Genomic DNA, 21,366 nt, shown 5'->3' with positions numbered 1-21,366 from the left:
GATTTGAGATTTGAGAATTGAGATTGACTGGACAGATGAATCTGGGAGTTTCAACAACAGCATAAAATTTCGATCTCTCCACGACAATAGTCCGCAACTTGTCTCCATTTTTGGGCTGGGTTAGGGAAGCAGTGAAAAAAGTGGAAACAAGAAACCAAGTTTCATTGCCCGCGCTTGAGTGCTAGTAAAAAAACTGTTTCTACGTAAATCCTAGTAATTAAACACACACATTTCCTTCAGCTTCCACTTTTAATTATTCGCGGCTACAAAATAGGTCTATCCTATTGACATGAGAAAATTTTATGAGTAAAAATAGGATAAATAAATACGATCGCACTTTAAGCACAATCTTTAAACACAATGACAGCCAACAGACTGCATTTCCTCGGATGGTTATTCATTGTTAGCTGGCTGAGTGCAGCGGCGGGTTCGGCTTCCTCGCAACCCATCACCCCGGCACCAGACGGCACTAACACTGTTGTTACTCCCAACGGCAACCGCTACGACATTTCCGGGGGGTCCTTCAGCGGAGATGGGGCTAATCTTTTTCACAGTTTTACTCAGTTTGGCCTCAGCGAGGCTCAAACGGCTAACTTTCTGACCAATCCCAATATTCAAAATATTTTGGGACGGATTACTGGGGGTAATCCTTCTTTAATCAATGGCTTAATTCAAGTTACGGGCGGCAATTCCAATTTATTTTTGATGAATCCTGCCGGCATAATTTTCGGGCCGAATGCCAGTCTGAACGTGCCTGGATCTTTTAATGCTACTACGGCGACAGGCATTGGTTTTGGGAACAATCAGTGGTTTAGCGCAATCGGCAATAACAATTGGGCAACTTTCATCGGGGCACCGAATAGTTTTGCATTTACCAATTTGCAAGGGGGAAGCATTGTTAATACAGGCAATTTGACGGTGGCACCAGGTCAAAGTTTAACTTTGATCGGAAGTACCGTTGTCAACACTGGTCAGCTAACGGCGCCTAGCGGCAATATTCTCATCAGCGCCGTACCCGGTAACAATTTGGTGCGCATCAGTCAAGCGGGAAATTTATTGAGTTTGGATATTCAGCCGACAGCAACTCAAAGCTTGTTGCCAAACAATTGGACGCAGCCAGTGTTATCTTTGCCGGAGTTGCTGACTGGAAAAGGTGTGGCACAGGCAACCGGTTTGACGGTAAATCCCAATGGTGAAGTTGTGTTGACGGGGAATGTTGCTGTGCCGGGAACTCCGGGAACTGCGATCGCATCCGGCAGTCTCAATGTCTCTGGCAACACTGGCGGTACTGTAAATATTTTAGGCGACCAAGTAGGAGTTATTGCGGGCAAGATCGATGCTTCTGGGATTAACGGCGGCGGTAATGTACTGATTGGGGGAGATTATCAGGGTTTGGGGACGGTGCCCAATGCTGCGCGGACTTTTGTCAGCAGCAACTCGACGATTAATGCTGATGCTGTTAGTAATGGGAATGGCGGGCGAGTTATAGTTTGGGCTGATGAAACTACTCGCTTTAATGGCAATATTACGGCCCGAGGTGGCTTGTTTTCTGGGAATGGCGGCTTTGTGGAAGTGTCTGGAAAGCAATCGCTGGATTTTCAAGGATTAGTAGATTTGCGATCGACCTTTGGCCTTGCTGGCACCTTATTGTTAGATCCTACTGATATCACTATTAGCGCAGGTGCGGATGCAGGCGGAACTTTAGCAGGGGGAGCATTTACGCCATCGGCGGGTACTTCTACGATTAATAATGGGACGCTGGAAACACAGCTAGGTTTGGGAAATGTGACTATTTCCACTGCGTCGGGTTTTCCGAACCAAGGCGATATTACAGTCAGCGCTCCCGTTGGTTGGAATAATAGTAATTCTCTGACGCTGAATGCTAATAATAATATTACGGTCGATCAACCTATTACTAATAGTGGAAATGGCGCGATCGCATTAAATGCTGGTAATGCAATATCAGTCAATAGCGACCTTTTTACTACGGGCGGGAATATTAGCCTCACCAGTACCAACGATATCAACATCGCTGCGGGCAAGGGCAATCTGAATGCCCAAAGCTTATTTGGAAATGGAGGATCGATCGCCCTCTCAACGGCTGGCGGTAACATTACCACTGGTAATCTAAATTCCTTCTCTGATGCAGGTACGGGAGGGAATATCAACCTCTCTATTACTGGAGGAACAGGTGCGATCGACACAACTGCTGGAATTCTCAATTCCTATTCCCAGGCTGGAAATGGAGGATCGATCACCCTCTCAACGGTTGGCGGTAACATTACCACTGGTCTTATCAATTCCTACTCCTCTGATGGAAGTGGAGGGAATATCAACCTCTCTATTACTGGAGGAACAGGTGCGATCGACACAACTGCTGGAAATATCCTTTCCTTTTCTCAGCTAACAGGAAATGGAGGATCGATCGCCATCTCAACGGCTGGCGGTAACATTACCACTGGTGTTCTGAATGCCTTCTCCTCTGATGGAGGTGGAGGGAATATCAACCTCAGAGTTACTGGAGGAACAGGTGCGATCGACACAATTGTTGGAGAGGTCATTACCTATTCCCAGCGAGGAAATGGAGGAACGATCACCCTCTCAACGGCTGGCGGTAACATTACCACTGGCGATCTGAGTTCCTTCTCCTTGGATGCAGGTACGTCCGGAAATATCAACCTCTCTATTACTGCTGGAACAGGTGCGATCGACACAACTGCTGGAACTGTCACTTCCTTTTCTCAGCGAGGAAATGGAGGATCGATCGCCCTCTCAACTGTTGGCGGTAACATTACCGCTGGTACTCTGGACTCGCATTCAGTAGATGGAGGTACGGGAGGGAACTTTACCCTCAACTCTGGTACAGGAAATATTATTCTTAGCGGTAATATAAAGACCTCAAAGGACGCCGCCGGTAGCGGTGGCAATATTACCTTCGAATCACCAGTTGTCCTTAGCAAACCAACTATTACCCTAACAACATCAGGAACTCCCAGCAGCGGCAATGTCACCTTTAATAGGAATCTTGATGGCACTACAGCAAACAATGAAAGTTTATTGGTGAATACCGGTGCCGGGAATATTACATTCAATGGTGCAGTTGGCAATACCAAGGCATTAGGAAATATTACTTCTAACTCTACAGGCACAACCGCATTTAATCAAACAGTCAAGGCCGCGAGTTTAACTACAAATGTCGGCGGCACAACTGAACTAAAAGGCAATGTCGCTACAATTGGCCCTCAAACTTATGCAGATGCTGTCACAATTGCCACTAATCCGATTATTTCAGGCAGTGGCGTTACTTTCAATAATACTGTTGATGCCAATAACATTGGCAGCGACTTAACTGTAAATTCCGGTGCCGGGAATATTACATTTAATGGTGCAGTTGGCAATACCAAGGCATTAGGAAATATTACTGCTAACTCTACAGGAAAAACCGCATTTAATCAAACAGTCAAAGCCGCGAGTTTGACTACAAATGTCGGCGGCACAACTGAACTAAAAGGCAATGTCGCTACAATTGGCCCTCAAATCTACGGAGATGCAGTTACTGTTGCCAACAATCCGATTATTTCAGGTGACAGCATTACTTTCAATAATACTGTAGACGGCACCAGCGATTTGACGGCGAAGGCGATTAGCGGTAATGTGACATTTAAGGGTGCAGTTGGTGCTGCAAGTGCGATCGGCAAATTAACAGCTAATTCTACAGGCACAACCGCATTTAATCAAAAAGTTAATGCCGCGAGTTTGACTACAGATGCTGGCGGCACAACTCAAGTCAAGGGAAATGTCACTACAATCGGCGCTCAAACCTACGGAGATGCAGTTACAATTGCCAACAATCCGATTCTTTCAGGTGACAGCATTACTTTCAATAACACTGTAGACGGTACTAGCGATTTGAGTGTGAAGGCCGCTAGCGGTAATCTTACCTTCAAAAGTGCGATCGGCGAAACAACTCCTCTCACAAATTTAACTGCAAACAGCAAGATATTTTTAGGCGGCAATGTCACTACAACCGGCAGCCAAACTTATGCAGATGCTGTCACTGTTGCCAAAAACTCGGTTCTTTCAGGCAGCGACATTACTTTCAACAAGACAGTTGACGTAGCTAGCAATCTCGGGATTTCTGCTGACAATGTTAATCTCAAAGGAACTGTAACAACCACCAATGATGGGACGCTCACAATTGCCAATAAGGTAAATCTGAATATTGAGAAAAACCTTAACTTAGACGGTGCATTTATTCAAAATGGCGGGGGAACTGTTGCAGTTAGCGGAAATATCACCACAACTAATGATAACATTAGTTTTAGCGGTCCGGTGACATTAAAAGCTCCTGTAAATTTTACACTCGGAGATGCAAAGATTGCTTTCGGTTCTAGTTTATTTGCAGGTAGTAACCCCCTGACGTTAACGGCAGGTGAAATTGATTTTTCCGGGAATGTTTCTGGTACTGGCGCGTTAACGCTGCAACCCGCAACAGCCGGCGAAAATATTGTTGTTGGCGGAACTGATAACAATACTAGCGCTTTAGATTTGACTGGATTGGAACTTAATTTGATTCAAAATGGATTTAGCTCGATCGCGATCGGGCAATCGAATAGCAGTGCCAATATTAGTATTCCCTATAATCTCACATTTTTAGACCCAGTAAATATTCAAACGGGAACAGGTACGATCGCACTTGATGGAACTATCACCGGACTTGACAACAGCAGTGTTGCTATCCAAGGTTCAACAATTAATTTGAACTATGGCATCAATACAACTAACAATATAGATTTGACTGGCAACGTTCAACTGGAAAACCAGGTTAATCTTAAAAGCAGCGTTGGTAGCATTAATATAAAAGGGGCGATCGACGGCGGTCATTTGTTGGGCTTAGATGCCGCGAATGGTAATGTGCTGCTGCAAGGAAATATCGGAGAAACAACGCCTTTATCGGTTTTGAATGTTACCGCAGCGAATGCGGAATTTATCGGAAATGTTAAAAGCAATTCTGGTTTTAATGTGACGGCTTTCACTACTAAATTAGGCGGAAATGTTACGACTAATAACGGCAACATTAATATTAGCAATGCTTTGGTTTTGACAAAGGATGCGGTATTTAGTACCGCAGGGGGAAATATTGCTTTTGGTGCGATCGACAGTGACAGCATTAATGCCCGCAACTTAACTCTAGCCTCCGGTAGCGGCAGCATCACTTTCAACGGTGCGGTGGGGGCAACCGGCAAGTTAGGAAATCTTGCGATCGACAATGCTGGCAATGTGACAGGAAACTCGACAATTAACGCGCAAGAATTGACAGCATCAAACACGGAAAAAGTCAATTTATCGGGAGATGTCACCGCCGGCGAAGTCGATATTACTGCCAAGGGCGATATAAGTGTTAAAAATATTACTACTAATGGCGGAGAAATTGAATTTACAAGCGGTAACAATTTCACAGCCGGTAATTTGAATACATCGGCAAACAGTGGCGGTAACATAACTGTTAAGGCGATAACTTCAATTACCACCGGACAAATTAACTCTAGCGGTATACTCGGAAATGCCGGCAATGTGTTCTTAGATCCGATCGGCGATATTCAAGTAGAGTTTATCAATGCCCAAGGCGGTACTGGCGGCACCGGCGGCGATGTCACAGCAATAACAGGCAATTTTTTCCGGGCTACAGGTGCTTTTTCAACACCTTTTTCGCCGACGGGATTTGCTAGCATTTCTACTGCTGGCGGCACAGGTAGCGGAAATATCGCAATTACACACGCTGGGGGAGATGGAGGGACGCCGATTCAACCGTTTGTGGTGGGGAATGCTGCTAGCAACGGTACGGCGGGTGCAATTACAACGGGACAATCTAGCATTACATCGCAGTCGTTTCCGCGTTCTAGTAGTGTTGGTAATATTGCGTTTTCGACTGATGACGGCATTGACCCGACGCCAACGCCAACGCCAACTCCGACTCCAGCGCCAACTCCAACTCCAACGCCAACGCCAACTCCGGTAGTAACTCCAACTCCAACTCCAACGCCAACTCCGACTCCGGTAGTAACTCCAACTCCGACTCCGGTAGTAACTCCGACTCCGGTAGTAACTCCAACTCCGACTCCGGTAGTAACTCCGACTCCGGTAGTAACTGCGACTCCGACTGCGGTAGTAACTCCAACTCCGACTCCGGTAGTAACTCCGACTGCGGTAGTAACTCCAACTCCGACTCCGGTTGTCACTCCGACTGCGGTAGTAACTCCAACTCCGACTCCGGTAGTAACTCCGACTCCAAGTGCTCCTACGGAAATAAAAGTGCCCGCACCTGTCCCCACACCAAAATCGCCCACAGCCACAGATATACCGGCACCGCAAGAAGAATCTTCAACCCCTGATTCAGAAGACTTTCAACGCGGCAAAATTGCACCGCTAGACAATCCCGGTGTAGCGACCGATCGAGTTTTAACCATCGATCGAAGTATCACCAGTCAATTACCCGCCGGCATCGTAGCATCTTCACCAGCATCCAAACAAGCACCAACAGTCAACCCTACTTCTAATTTAGTTCTGGGGTACGCCCCACCTCCCGATCGACTTTTTGAAGGTAACGATATCCAGAAAACAGTCTGGGGAATCGAAGAAATGAGGAATCAAGAATTTGGAGAATACTTGGGGGTAAAAGCCAACCTCCCAGAGGAAAAAGTCTTGATTTCGACCTTCCAACAAACTTTACAAGATATCGCAGAGCAACCGGGCAAGCGGTCTGGTATTATCTACATAGTCTCGCGAGAAAATCGACTGGAACTAATTTTAGTTCCTCCCGTGGGGCAGCCGATTCACTACAGCGTCCCCGAAGCCAACAGAGCAGCCTTATTCCCCACCGTCCAGGAGTTTCGCAATGAAATCACCAATCCCGCAAAACGCGCTACTACCACTTATCTAGCCGCCTCCCAGCAATTATATAAATGGGCGATCGCACCCCTAGAAACAGACTTACAAAACTTAGGAATTCAGACTTTGTTACTGTCAGTCGATCCGGGATTGCGGAGCCTGCCCTTTGCTGCTTTGCACGACGGTCAAGGCTTCTTGATTGAAAAATACAGTTTCAGCCTAATTCCTAGTTTTAGTTCGACTAATACCGATTATAAAGCAGTTAGAGACGCCACAGTGCTAGCAATGGGAAGGTCTGAATTTGTCGATCAAAAGCCCTTGCCCAGTGTGCCGATCGAATTGCAGGCGATTTCGGCTCAGTGGCGCGGGCCATCTTTCCTCAATTCCACTTTCACTATAGATAATCTCAACTCGGAACACGCCAAGGGAGGATTTCGGATCGTTCACCTAGCAACTCACGCTGAATTCAAACCGGGAAAACCGAGCAATTCATACATTCAACTGTGGAATTCCAAATTGCAGCTCGATCGCATGGAGAGTTTAAATTGGCGCAATCCGCAGGTAGACTTGTTAGTATTAAGTGCTTGTAGAACAGCTTTGGGCGATCGGGAAGCAGAGTTAGGTTTTGGAGGTTTAGCAGTAAAATCCGGCGCAAAATCTGCTTTAGGGAGTTTGTGGTATGTTGACGATGGAGGCACTTTGGGGCTGATGAGCGAATTTTACCACCAGTTGCGAGGAGCCACAACTAAGGCAGAAACTCTGCAACTTGCTCAACAGGCGATGATTGCTGGTAAAGTTCGGCTCGAAAACGGGCAGTTAGTTACAACAGCGGACAACTTGAATTTACCGACTAACATACAACAACAAAACCAAGATTTTTCTCATCCTTACTACTGGAGCAGTTTCACCATGATCGGAAGCCCTTGGTAAGCTGCCATTTTTATTTTTCAGTCTCCGCTTCTTAGGGACGAAAGTTTCTACAGTAGCGGCAATGCCCGCTTGAGGCGGTTGGGGGGGTTCCCCCCTGAAGATTCCCAATTTCAACTGCCGAGTGCGATCGGGGGTTTTGAACTCTATTTCTGCTTCATCACCACCAAAGTAATATCATCAAAAACCTTCTGAGCGCCAATATACTGCCGCACATCATTAATTACAGCTTCCCGAATTTCTTGGGCACAGCGGTGACGATTTTCAACCACCACTTGCCACAACCTCTTTAATCCGTACTGCGCTTTATTAATATCGAAAGCTTCAGGAATTCCATCAGTATAAAGCACCACAACATCCCCAGGATTTAACAGCACTTCTTCTTGAGCAATAAACTCGCCAATCTCTTCTACTAAGCCAATGGGAAATCCTAAATCCATCGTATCTATGGAATCCAATTTTCCATCAGCGCGCACCACAATCATTTCCTCATGTTGTCCGCTTAATTTGAGGACACCTCCGGCATAGTCTAATATAGCTAGAGACATATTTTTAGGGGATTCCATGCGCTGGAGATTATCATAAAGAGTCTGGTTGAGGACATCCAAAAACTTCATTGGATCTGTTTCGTTCATTTTCTGAAGCGTCCTGACAGCCGTTTGTGCCATAATCATCAACACGCCGCTTTCTAAACCGTGTCCCGTGACATCGCCAATGCTAATCTTGACTTGACCATCCTGTTGCAATACGTCATAGTAATCGCCGCCAACTTCATCTGCTGGCTCCATAAAACCAGCTATTTCTAAGCCTTCAATTGCCTCTAATTCTGAATGTTTTGGCAACACCATTTGTTGCAGTTGTTTGACAATATCGAGTTCTGCACTCATGCGCAGATTGTCTTTTTTGAGGAGTTCGTTGAGAGTGCTAATTTCTTGATTAGCTTGAGCTAGTTGAGCCGTGCGTTGTGCGACTTTATCTTCTAAATTTTGATAGAGCCGGGCATTTTCAATCGAAATAGCTGCTTGCGAGGATAAGATTTTTAAGACTTCCAATCTATCTGGGGTAAATACCCCCGTAGTGAGATTATTTTCTAGATAGAGAATGCCGATCAGTTTGCCTTGATTAATAATAGGAGCGCATAAGAGTGACTTAGCCTGATTTCTAACAATATAGGGTTCGCGAGTAAAAACTCCTTCCTTAGTAGCATCCGATAAAACGACATCCTCTTGAGTTCTCGCCACATATTGGATGACGCCTAGCGGCAGCTTTTCGGTAGTTTCAATGTTGATTGACTGTAAAACTTTGACTTGTTCTGAATCTACAGCCCCTTCAGCTTCAATCAGCAATTGTCCTTGAGATTCTAAAATTAGGAAGCCAACTTGCGCCCCGGCATTTTCGATAAGAATTTTCATCAAATTCGGTAATAATTGCTCTAGTAAAATTACCCCAGAAATAGCTTGAGAAGCTTTGATTACTGTTGCTATATCTAAAACTTCTCCCGAAGTCGTGCCAGTATTAATACTTGTTGTCGTGTTAGTGTCAATAATTAGAGTGGCGGCTGCAACTTTAGATATTAATTTCGGGTATCTTGCTTCTAAATCTTTAACCTTTGCTGTTGCTCCCCAGCGAGCATAAGCATAATGAGCGTCATTTATATATGACTTGGCAAACCTTTCTTTGCCTTGAGTTAACCAAAACTTGGCGGCTAGTTCGCAGGCTAAAGCTTCGTCGTTGATATAATGATTTTTTCTAGCCTGGGCAATAGCGCGATCGTACAAATCCATTGCTAACCTATCTTCACCTAATATCCGATGTTGTTCTGCTGCAACTAGATCAAATTTTTGCGAGTAATTCATCGGAGCATAATATGCCCAAGTTGCCATTTTTTCTTGATTATTTTTAACTTTCAGTATCAAGAATTCTTGTTCATCAAGATTAGTTACAGATGAATAGATGGCTAGTCGCGCTAAGGAATCATAAAAATAGAAAACAGAGACACTAAAATATCCCGTCGCCCCATCGACATATTTTTCAGCTTGCAGCGTGTTGACTAAGGCTTCAGTATAATCATCAAACAAATAACAGAGAATCAATTTGTGTAAATATAAGCTAAAAATGCCAAACCGATCGTTAGCAGCTAACAGCATTGGTAGCATCTGCTTTTCATTACAAGCATTACCTATTAAACAGCCAGGATTTGACTCATAAGATATTAAATTCAAAACTGACTGCCAAAAAATTTGATTATAATTTAAGGAGGTTTTTAAGTTAAATTTAGCCAAAGCATGACAGTAATTTCCCATCTCCTTTTCTACAAATATCAATTCTTCACTGCCCAAGTACAAATATTGACATCTATTCATGGCAGAATAGCCAACGAATTCTAAGTCCCCGTTTTCTAGGCTACTTTGATAAGCCTCTAAAAGAATGGCAAAAGTGTCTTTGAGATGAGCCTTGCCATGAATATTAAGTGCGCCAACTTGGTTAAGAGTTCTGCCCTTAATTTCTGAATAATTTACCTGAGATAATAACTTTAAAGCTACTTGGCCAAATTGATAAGCCGAATCAATTTCTTGTAAAAATCCATTTAAAATGATAGCGTAATTGGCATAACCCAAGGCAGAATGAGAATTATTGCCATATTGGAGCGATAATTGTACCTGTTGACAGGGGATGAATGGCAATAGGGCGGGTGTCGTTAAAAATATTGGGGTAAATAGAATTGATAATATCCTCATCGCTGCTAACTTGTTGGTATCCGTTAGCCGTGGTAAATTTAATAAATCTAAGTCGCTTTTATCAACTAATAAAGCCTTGGTTTCTAACAATACTTGTTTAATATCATCTGGGCTCGGCGATTCTGGCAGATTTATGCCTAGTAAATCCAGGGCTTTTAGTCCAATTTTGGTAGCCTCTAATAGCCTAGTTCTAGTTATGTATGCCAGCATTTTAATTTCACATACTTTGACTTTTTCTAACATAGTTTTGGCAAAAGTTTCAACAACTTCTACCAATTTTTCCATTTGTTCAAAATCGCCATTTAGGTATGCGGTTTCAGCGGCTGCTTCATACATAGCTAGAGTTAATTCATAATCAGTGTGCCAACTATCAATACATAAAAGTTCTAAGCCGATACTTAAGTATTGGACAGCAGGCTCGTAAGCAATGCTAAATTTTGCTTTGCGCCCAGCGATTAAATTTAATTCTGCTAGAGTCTTTCTTTCCAAAGGATTATCAATAGCATTAACTGCCTGATTTAATTGGTTAACAATATTAAAAATATTATCTTCGATTAAATTTGATGGTGTATTAGCTAGCAGTAATCTCCCGATTTTTAAATGAGTTTTCTGCTTTTTAAATTCAGGAATCATCTCATAAGCCGCTTGTTGGACGCGATCGTGTGAAAATTGATAATTTTGAATTAACAGTTGTTCGTCTAATTCAGAACACGATAAAATCAACCCAGATTGCAGAGCCTCTCGGAGATAGTCAAATAGCGTGGTTGCTGTTTTTTGGCAGACAGATGCGAGAGTATTTAAGTCAAATTCTGACCCGATACAAGCTGCTAATTGCAAGACATTTTGTGTGGCTTCAGGCAACTTTTTCAGTTTGCAAATCATTAATTCCACCACATTATCTGTAATCCCTAAAGTTTCAATTTGAGACACCTCCCATTGCCAAAATCCTCGGGTTTCTGCTTTTTTGCATCCCGAAATCACGGAAGATTGAGGATGTTGGAATTGCAGCAGTCCCTCGGCATACAATGTTTTTAAGAACTCATTCACAAAAAAAGGATTGCCACGAGTTTTTGTCATCACCATTTCTGCTAAAGATTTGACCGATTCAATGTTGGTGTACAAGGTATCAGCAATAAGTTGACTAATATGTTTTACCGCCAAAGGTGCTAACTTTATGTGATTGATTTTAGTAAAGGTTGGTTGGTCACTTTCCAGATTTTGTAGAGCAGATTTTGGTGAAGTCGCCTTCTGGATTTCTTCCAGCGTCATCATCAAGGGATGAGTCGGACTGACTTCGTTATCGCGATATGCGCCAATTAAAAACAAGTATTGTGTATCTGAATCTGTCATCATCAGTTGGATTAATTTGAGGGTAGCAGCATCTGCCCACTGCAAATCATCAAGAAAGATAACTAGGGGATGTTCTGGAGAACAAAATGCGCGGATAAAGTTACCCAAAACTAAATTAAAGCGGTTTTGAGCCTCCATTCCTCTCAACTGTGGAACATTTCTTTGCTTGCCAATAATCAGTTCGACGTTGGGAATGACTTCAATAATAATTTGTCCGTTAACTCCCAGAGCAGTTAAAAGCTTTTCTCGCCAAAGCTTGAGTTGTGTTTCGGTTTCTGTTAACAGTTGTCGCACTAATTCTTGGAAGGCATATACAACAGCGGAGTAGGGAATATTGCGTTGAAACTGGTCAAATTTACCACAGATAAAATAGCCGCGTGTTTGGGTAATGGGCTTATAAAGTTCCTTTACCAGTGCAGATTTGCCAATACCACAGTAACCAGCAACGAGCATCATTTCTATTTGAGATTTTTGCGGTTCTGCTACGCGCTTAAATGCTCTTAGTAGTGTTTCAACTTCTGCCTCGCGTCCATAGAGTTTTTGCGGGATTTGAAACTGCTCGGAAATGTCTTGAGTTCCCAAAGTTAAATCTGATATATTTCCTGTCGTTTGTAACTCATGCAAACATTCTGCTAAATCATTTCCGATCCCGAAGGCGCTTTGGTATCGCTCCTCTGCGGTTTTTGCCATCAGTTTCATCACGATATCTGACACGGCTTTGGGAATTTCTGGATTATTTTGATTGGGGGCTATGGGTAGTTTGGCGATATGACAATGTACTAACTCCAGTGCATCATTTGTTTCAAAAGGGAGTTGTCCTGTCAGTAACTCATATAAAGTGACACCAAGGGAGTAAAAGTCGGTGCGGTAATCTAGGGAGCGATTCATTCTTCCTGTTTGTTCGGGTGAAATATAGGCTAAAGTTCCTTCTAGGACATTGGGATTTTTTAGGGTGGGATTTTCGCGGGTTAGTTGAGTGGAAATGCCAAAGTCAATGATTTTGAGTTGGTTTGTTTCTGAATGCCAAACAAGATTAGCTGGGTTAATATCTTTGTGAATGACATTGGCTGCATGAATCTGAGCCAAAATCTCGGCTGCTTGAATCGCGATGTCGAGGAATTTGTTTAAAGAGGTAATGGCTTGCTTTTGTTCAGAGTTGTTTATCAATTTATTGAGAGAATTGCCACCAAAATCTTCAAAGATTATAACTACCCTTCTGTGATCCTCTTCCAAACTATAAGCTTTGATGACCCCTTTTAGATTAAGATTCCGTGTAATTTCATATTCCTGTCGATAGCGGGTGAGTTGAGCAGGAGTCGGATAATCTTGTTTGAGCATTTTCAGGATAACAGGTAGATTATCCTGTTGTCGGATGCCTCTATATACTATTGAGTTATCACCTTCGTAAATCTGAGCAATAATCTGGTAGCCGTTAATTTCGATCATTTTTAGGTTTCAATGATAGAAGGAAATATTATTCAATATAGATGATTATTTTTATAGCATACCTTTGACACCTTGAATGTTGGGTAACAAAAATTAATAAATAATTTTTAACATTATTCAACTATTACTCAGCAGCTCTCGCTGTCAGGTGCATTGTGGCGTCATCTCGGGTAGTGATGTTTTTGATAGAATTAAGTCTAAGTGGCGAATCTCACAAAAGTAGGAAAAGTAGAATCTCGCCAATTCACGCTAATTAGCTTTCTAATTAAACTTAAAACGCCCTGTCATATAAGGATAAATATTTTACGTTAACGCCCTACGCCTGGTCTCAACAGCAGTTGTCGTTTCGGATCAAAAACAGGCACTTAATGGCAATAGCAGGCAAGTCAACTTACCTGCTAATTTAAAACAAGAAAAACCCGAGTTTTCCGCTCTTTATTGCTGGAGGATTTTCACGGTGAGAGTTTTTTTGTAAGTCCCATATTTTAAGTAGCAAATCTGTTCGTTCAACAATCATCTCTAACGCGGAGATGCTCTATCTAGGGTTGGTCTGTCTCGGATTTGGGGCCGCAGTTCCGTAATTGACTCGACAGCCGATATTGAACAAACTCGAACTGCACTCAAGAGGGACAATCTGCTGGTCGAGGAGGGCGCTGCAACTGACATACTCGTCGTTATTAGTATCTCTTACCATACATTCGATCGGGTTAGCTCCCGATCGCGCCGACCAACTCTTCATACCTACGACTGCAATCATATGCTGCCAGTAGAATACAAATAGCGACACTGCAAACAGTACAGCAACTCCTAATCCTACTTTCAATTTCCAACTATTTAGGACGTTTCCCAAACTGTTTTTCACGTTTTCCACTCCAGAAATTGAGCTTTCGGTAGTTATTTCTGGAGTTGTCAAGTTTGTTTGTGTTTGTTCTGCTGGAATTTCAGACATAATGTATCTCCTATGATTGCTGGGATTTGGCTAAGCTCGCAGTTGCGATCGCTATTGCAAACTTTATCAAATTTTAGCAAAACTAGCCTGTACCGACAACCGATTCGGGCAGCACCCCGGCGAAGTATGTATATTCAGCAAGTGCGATCCCGATTTCTATTCCTTTTGAGGTATTGCGCAATTCGCGTTAGCGGATGCCTCGAAGAGGATCGGCTATGTTGCACCGACGGTAATAGAATTGTTGGCGATGTTCTTTGAAAACGGCTGAAGTGAATCAGCTTTTTTTGCGAACCGCAGATACCGCAGAGGGCGCAGAGAAAGAGCAAAGAGAGATATATTGACTTTCACCAATCATTTATGGTTTGGATAGCAGTTCCAATAACTCAGCTTCCGAAAGTAGTTCGATTCCCAAAGATTGAGCCTTTTCCAACTTAGAACCCGCATCTTCTCCCACAACCACATAATCAGTTTTTGCACTCACAGAACTTGTGACTTTACCTCCTGCTTTTTGAATCAAATCTTTAGCTTCATCTCGTTTCAAAGTGGGCAAAGTTCCCGTCAGCACAAAGGTTTTGCCTGCAAGTTGTAAATTTGTGTTTCCTGAATTTTGACTTTTAACTTCTGACTGCAATTGCAATCCCGCAGTTTTCAACCGTGCAATTAAACTTTGATTTGCCGGAACTCGAAACCACTGATAAACAGCTTGAGCAATTTCCGGCCCGATGCCGTAAACGCCCTCAATCGATGCCGCCGATACCGCTGCTAACTCTTCCACATTGGCAAACCTTTCTGTCAGCAATTGAGCATTCACGCTGCCGACGTGGCGGATGCCCAAGCCGTAAAGTACCCGCGAATAAGGTTGATTTTTGGATTGGGCGATCGCACTTACCAACTTTTCTGCTAACTTCTTACCCATGCGTTCCAAACTCATCAATCTTTCCGCAGTCAAATCGTACAAATCCGCCGCAGAATTGAGCAGATTGCTATCAACCATCTGCTGCACTAACTTTTCCCCAACACCGTTAATATCCAGAGCATCCCGGCTGCAAAAATGAATTAGCGAACCCCTCAAAATCGCCGGACAAGATGTATTGATGCAGCGAGTAACGGCCTCCCCTTTTTCCCGAACCACAGGCTGTTCGCATTCAGGACAGCAACTAGGCATTTGAAAAAATCTCGCATTTTGGGGGCGAAGTTCCGGCAAAACTCGCACAACTTCTGGTATGATTTCCCCAGCTTTTCTGACAATTACAGTATCGCCAATGTGCAGGTTGAGATCGGAAAGTCGATCGCTATTATGGAGAGAAGCCCGCGAAACCGTCGTCCCCGCCAACTGCACCGGTTTGAGTTCCGCTACAGGGGTCAGAGCCCCGGTTCTCCCTACTTGTACGGTGACAGCTTCTACTATTGTAGGGACTTCGGCAGCGGGATACTTAAGGGCGATCGCCCAGCGCGGAAACCTCTGAGTAAAACCCAATTGTTTTTGCAGCCCAACCGAATTAATCTTAACAACAACCCCATCCGTCATGTAAGGCAAATTCCGCCGCTCAGTATCCCAATATTCGTAATACTCCCGAACCTCATCCAAAGCATAGCAAATTTTGCGATAGGGATTCACCTTAAACCCCATTCTTCTCAATAATTCCAGCGATCCCCACTGCGTCTTCTCCTCATTATCCTCATCTAAATGCAGAGTATAAGCAAAGAAATCCAACCTGCGCTTATCCACAATTTTAGAATCCAACTGCCGCAGCGTACCCGCAGCAGCATTGCGAGGATTCGCAAACAATTGTTCCCCGGATTTTTCTCGTTCTCGATTAATTTCTTCAAACACAGCTAAAGACAAAAAAGCTTCTCCCCGCACTTCCACAACAGGCGGCGGATTGTCTAAATTGAGCTTGAGAGGAATCGAGCGAATAGTCTTGACATTTTGAGTGATTTCCTCTCCGGCAATGCCGTCTCCCCGCGTCGCACCCCGAACTAAAATTCCATTTTCATAGGTTAATGCTAAAGCAGAACCGTCAATTTTTAACTCGCAAACATAGGAAACCCCCCCGAACCCCTCCTTGCTAAGGGGGGGAGTAATTTCCCTGTTTTCCTGATTGCTAATTGAAGATGTTATTCCCTCTTGTCCCCCCCCTTGATCAGGGGGGGTTAGGGGGGGTAAATTTCCTTCTTGACCGGGGGTTAGGGGCGGTACATTTCCCTCTTGTCCCCCCCCTTGATCAGGGGGGGTTAGGGGGGGTGAATTTCCCTCTTGACCGGGGGTTACGGGAGGTGCTACTCTTTGCCAGCGTTCCTGCCATTTAGCAAATTCCTCAAAATTAAAAGCATTTTCCAAACTGTAGAGAGGAATATTGTGCTTGACGCTAAAAAATTGAGTAGCAGGCTGTTCTCCGACGCGCTGAGTCGGGCTTTCGGCAGTAATTAATTCCGGATAATCTGATTCTAAGTCTTGCAACTGGCGATAAAGTCGATCGTACACCTCATCTGGCATCATCGGCGCATCGAGAACATAATAAGCATAGCTAGCTTGCTGTAGCTGCTGCCTCAACTGTTGAATTTGCTGCTGGATTTTGTGTTGCATATTAATTTGAAAGTGTATATTTTTAACCGCAGACCGTAACACAAACACAGAGAATAGAGATTTTACCCCGATCTGCATCTATCTGCGGTTGTTGTTTGGACATTTAAGATTAATTAACGATCCCAATCTTCAACTTCATAAAGGAAACGAGTTCCCCCCATCAGCTTGCGATTTGCCGAGGTACTTTGCACAAAAACCGCATACTTTTCTAGATTGCTCGGTTTGATGCGAACTGTTTCGCCCATTGGCAAACCCAACATTTCTCGCGCCGCTTCTCCTTCAAACAAATCCCCTGTCGAACGGTCCATCAGCACAATTTCTTTCTTACCTTGGATAGTTTCGGTTTTAGTAAATTCATAAAACCCGCGCCCGGTTTTAAAAGTCAAACCATTCTCCAGAACAAAAGCTTTAATGGAAATCTCGCTGTCTACTTCTAGAATCTGAAATCTCCCCGGTTTTACGGCTCGCAATTCTGCTGATTCATAAACAGCAACGCCTTCCCGCTTCAGCATGGTATTAAACATTTTGTTTAATCCGCGATTCATGCGACCTTCACTGACAACTTCTTGTTCGTAAGCTTGCAGTTGTTCGTTAGACGACTGTTGGTAACAAACTGCTAAAAAGAAATCTGTAATGTAGGAAAATTGGTCTAGATTGAGGTGAAAACCGCCCGACTTTTCGGCTAGTTCTTTGTAAAATAAAGTAGCGTGCTGGCGGTTGAGAGCTTGGATGCCGTAAACGGCAATTCCCATCTGTGCTAACTTATCTACTTCCTGACGCCAGTTAAGTTTTTGAGGAGTTTGAGCGGGTGCGTGCGGGATGTCGTCGCCAATCAGTACCAAGGTTTTGGAATTAGTTGGAGTCCAAGAAAGTGACTGAGCTTCGTGCAAGACTAATTCATAACATTCTGGAGCATCGCCACCGCCTGTTGGCTCTACATTTTGAACAAAATTGCAAATCGTGCCGACATCGCCTGACAAATCGAGGTGTTTAGTTACGTAAGTGCTGTCAGCGTCGCAATAGTCCCCGTGAGCAATAATGCCAATGCGAATGCCAGGAATTTCATCGAGCAGTCTCGTTACCGTCTCTTTAATTTTCCGACGAACTTGCGTCAAACAAGGGTACATACTGCCAGTTGTATCAAAGCTAAAAACGACTTCAATGTTGTTGTTTGCCATGACGTAACTCTCCTTAACAAACACCGATTTATTAGCTATATTATAGCTGATAAAAAGACGAGTCAGCAACTAGGGAAAAAGATTTATCCTAATTCTGCTGGCTCGCTCGATTTGCTTCAGCATAAGGCTGGTTAAGTCATCACAAATTTAGGTCAAAAAAGTCGCTAAATTTCTTGTTGTCCCCGGACATGGAAGCTTGAAGATTATCACTATCTTTTTCGCCGTTCAAGTTGCCATTGGCACGGGATTTGATGAATTCTTGAGCGTTTGTTTTGTTGAAAGCGATCGGTTCAGCGTGTTCTACCTGAAACACGTTAGCGTAGAGGTTGGCAATAATCTGTTTGCCTCCCTGGGTTAATTCCAAGTAGTTCAAAGCTGCTGGAATATAGGGAAAAACTCCGTTCCAATAAAACTTGGCGTAATTTTGCCGCAAATCTCCCGGAGACTTGTAGCCCAAGATTTTATTAGTGCCGACTTCCTCAAATTCGTAGAACAGCGCACTTATTTTTCGCAGGTAATTAGGGTCGCTCAACTGACCGATCAAATCGGCGGCCCGGGCGAGTCCAGAATAATTGTTTCTGTCTTGATGAGTTTCGCTAGCAGGGACTGGGAAGCGCGTCAATTCAATATTGCGCTTGATTTGTTCGGCATCAATTAATGTGTGGCCGCCGAAGCGTTCGTCAATTACGAGTTTTCCTCGATCGACATGATAAGGAGTTAAACTGGCAGAAGTGGCTCCGACCGGCACAGAAACCATGCCCCCGTCAATACCCGTAGCGTAGAGTCCCACAGCTTCTTGGTCTTGGCGGCAAACACCTTTGACGTAGCCGATATCGTGGCACAGCAGCGAGATCAGGTAGTGCAGCCAATCTTCGGGCGACACTCCCCCTTCGCGAATATGCTTGCCCCGGAGAATCTCTTGTCCCACCAAAGCCACGAGCATTGTGTGTTCCACATTGTGGTACAAAGCATCGCAGTTAGCGATATTTTCCAGAGCCATAGTCCCCGCCCAGGCAATAATTTCAGGGTAGTCAGGCTTGTACTTGCCGTAGGTGCGGCGGTAGCCGGCCTGCAGCTCTTGCACAAAAGCGTCAATCAGGATAGCAGTTGCATTAAACATGATAAATTCTCTCACTCAGACTTTAGTTGCAAACTCGATCGAAAATATCTTGCATAGCTGAAAAAATCATCGCTGGGCCTTCCAGCAGGTTTGACCCCTCGGCGTTGAATTTTAAATTTCAGCTAGTCTTGTCAGGTCTGAAAATTGCTCTTTTGGCTATGCTTCCCACGATAACCTAATTTCCGAAGCATCCGAAGCAACAGATCGATTTTCGGGCATTAAATATTGGCGAAACAATTTACATCGTTTCACCGACTAATGATTAGAAGTCCTAGGTGTGAAAGTTATGAACTGTGTGTTTCCGAGTCTCTCCACTGCTGCCCTTGGCACTCGGCGGTCGATCGCCCCAAAATACCTAGGATTGTTTGCATTCACGGCTGTTTGCACCGCCGCACCGGCAATGGGTGCCGAACGAATTTACGTAACTTACGGGCCGCTAGAAGAATCGGTTCCGATCGAATCCCTGGCACTCTTCGCCAAAGAAGGCAAAATAGACTCTAACTTGGACGGCTTCGCTCAGTACGTCAAAAAAGCACAGCTAGCGGAGATTCGCAGCGCCCTGCAAGCGAAAGCTGAAATCAGCCACGTGACGATCGCCCAATTCCTCTACACGCCTCAAGGAGAAGTGCTGCTGAAACGCTTGGGCCGAGTAATTCAAACCAAAGCTCGGCAGCCGGGATTTTATGCCATCCGAGCCGCCCTGATTTTAGCAGCCTCAGATCCAGAAGGTCTGACAATTCTCAACGTCCTGCGGAAATTCCCCACTTACGGCATCAGGATTGACATCGCCCGCGGCTTGGCTATCGGGAACGAGCTGACATCCCTGATCAACCGTTCCAATCAGACGATCGCCGGAGTCGTCCAGTTGTCCGAAGCACAAGCAGCCTTAGAACCCGCCATACCGCCCGCCGAAATGCTGCAGCCCCAGCTACCGGGCCCCTATACTTGGAAAAAATCATCGGTAACTCTGACGAGTCCAAATCGCCCTCGCACGTTTGATATGGACATTTACCTGCCGCAGGGCAGCCCGCAACCGGCCCCAGTAGTAGTAATTTCCCACGGTTTAGGTTCCGATCGCCTTTCCTTCCAATATTTAGCCAAACACCTAGCCTCCTACGGCTTTGCCGTCGCCGTCCCCGAACACCCCGGCAGCAACGCCCAACAAATCCAAAACTTAGTAACAGGCAGAGCCAGTGAAGTAGCAGAACCTGCCGAATTTGTCAACCGCCCCCTCGACATCAAAGACCTGCTCGATTATTTAACCAAACTTTCCATAACCGATCCGGCCTACCAAGGGCAGCTCGACTTGCAGCGAGTCGGTGTCATCGGCCAGTCTTTCGGCGGCTATACGGCTTTAGCATTAGCCGGGGCAGGGATTAATTTTGGACAGCTAGACAAAGACTGCCAGCTCGAAAACGAAACTTGGAACCTCTCCCTGCTGTTGCAGTGCCGCGCCCGCGGCCTAGAGCGCAACCAGTACAATTTCGGCGACTCGCGCATTAAAGCTGCGATCGCCATCAACCCGATCGTCAGCAGCATTCTGGGAGAAACAAACCTCAGCAAAATCCAAATCCCAGTCATGGTAATAGCAGGCAGCGCCGATACCGTCGCCCCCGCTTTCCTCGAACAAATTCAACCGTTCACATGGCTGACATCGCTCAACAAATATCTGGTATTGACGATCAACGGGACTCACTTCTCAACGATCGAGGAATCCCCTCAAAGCCTCTTTTTGCCACCAGCAGAGGCGATCGGGCCCGAACCAGCTTTAGCCCGCCGCTACCTCAGCGGACTCAGCCTAGCATTCATGGAAAGCTATTTGAACAACAAATCAAATTTCCGCCCGTATTTGGAGCCATCCTACGCTTTAAGCATCTCCCGAGACACTCTCGGACTGAGAATTTTGCGATCGCTCACCCCGCAGCAACTTCAGCAGTTCAGGATTTCTCCACCTCCTCGCATCCCGGCCTCTCCACCTCCCATCGCTCCTGTTTCTCCACCTTCTCCAACTCCCATCGCTCCCGTTCGTTAGGGTTGAGGTGCGCCCCGCGTGCAGGCTGGCATATCTTTTCGCGCGGGGGCGATGGCGTCCCGCCCCGCAAGCTACGCCCATCTCTCTCCTGTCATCAGCTTTCCTAATCACACTCATCAGTTAAACTGTCGCCAAACCCCTTTACAAACCT

Annotated in this window: 7 protein-coding genes; 2 read left to right on the top strand and 5 right to left on the bottom strand. The window is 44.8% G+C overall.

The features are described 5' to 3' along the window. Nucleotides 1-360: 360 nt before the first annotated feature. Nucleotides 361-7,818: a CHAT domain-containing protein gene (locus QUA99_RS26600; protein ID WP_333460480.1), complete on the top strand. Its 7,458-nt coding sequence runs from the start codon at nucleotides 361-363 to the stop codon at nucleotides 7,816-7,818. A 143-nt stretch (nucleotides 7,819-7,961) separates the two neighbouring features. Here QUA99_RS26600 and QUA99_RS26595 read toward each other — a convergent pair whose 3' ends face one another. The 5 genes from QUA99_RS26595 to QUA99_RS26575 all read right to left on the bottom strand — a co-directional run bounded on the left by QUA99_RS26595 (nucleotide 7,962) and on the right by QUA99_RS26575 (nucleotide 19,183). Next, nucleotides 7,962-13,349, bottom strand: a complete 5,388-nt coding sequence (locus QUA99_RS26595) for a protein kinase domain-containing protein (RefSeq protein WP_333242488.1) — start codon at nucleotides 13,347-13,349, stop codon at nucleotides 7,962-7,964. 535 nt (nucleotides 13,350-13,884) lie between these two features. Next, nucleotides 13,885-14,298 (bottom strand): hypothetical protein, encoded by a 414-nt coding sequence (locus tag QUA99_RS26590; RefSeq protein WP_333242491.1) that lies wholly within the window; start codon nucleotides 14,296-14,298, stop codon nucleotides 13,885-13,887. A 355-nt stretch (nucleotides 14,299-14,653) separates the two neighbouring features. Next, the gene (gene ligA / locus QUA99_RS26585; protein ID WP_333242493.1) at nucleotides 14,654-16,885 is read right to left on the bottom strand and encodes an NAD-dependent DNA ligase LigA; all 2,232 of its coding nucleotides are present in this window, start codon (nucleotides 16,883-16,885) and stop codon (nucleotides 14,654-14,656) included. Between the two features lie 113 nt (nucleotides 16,886-16,998). Then, nucleotides 16,999-18,063, bottom strand: a complete 1,065-nt coding sequence (locus QUA99_RS26580) for a vWA domain-containing protein (protein WP_333242496.1) — start codon at nucleotides 18,061-18,063, stop codon at nucleotides 16,999-17,001. Nucleotides 18,064-18,202: 139 nt separating this feature from the next. Beyond that, the gene (locus QUA99_RS26575) at nucleotides 18,203-19,183 is read right to left on the bottom strand and encodes an Npun_R2479 family HD domain-containing metalloprotein (RefSeq protein ID WP_333242499.1); all 981 of its coding nucleotides are present in this window, start codon (nucleotides 19,181-19,183) and stop codon (nucleotides 18,203-18,205) included. A 286-nt stretch (nucleotides 19,184-19,469) separates the two neighbouring features. Between QUA99_RS26575 and QUA99_RS26570 the strand changes: the two genes are divergently transcribed. Then, a complete protein-coding gene (locus QUA99_RS26570) occupies nucleotides 19,470-21,215 on the top strand; it encodes an alpha/beta hydrolase (protein WP_333242502.1) in 1,746 nt (581 codons plus the stop codon). Nucleotides 21,216-21,366 lie beyond the last annotated feature (151 nt).

The sequence above is a fragment of the Microcoleus sp. F10-B2 genome, from assembly GCF_036704965.1.
GTDB lineage: Bacteria > Cyanobacteriota > Cyanobacteriia > Cyanobacteriales > Microcoleaceae > Microcoleus.
The sequence above is the reverse complement of the archived record's forward strand: the minus strand, read 5'-3'. Positions and strand labels throughout refer to the sequence as shown.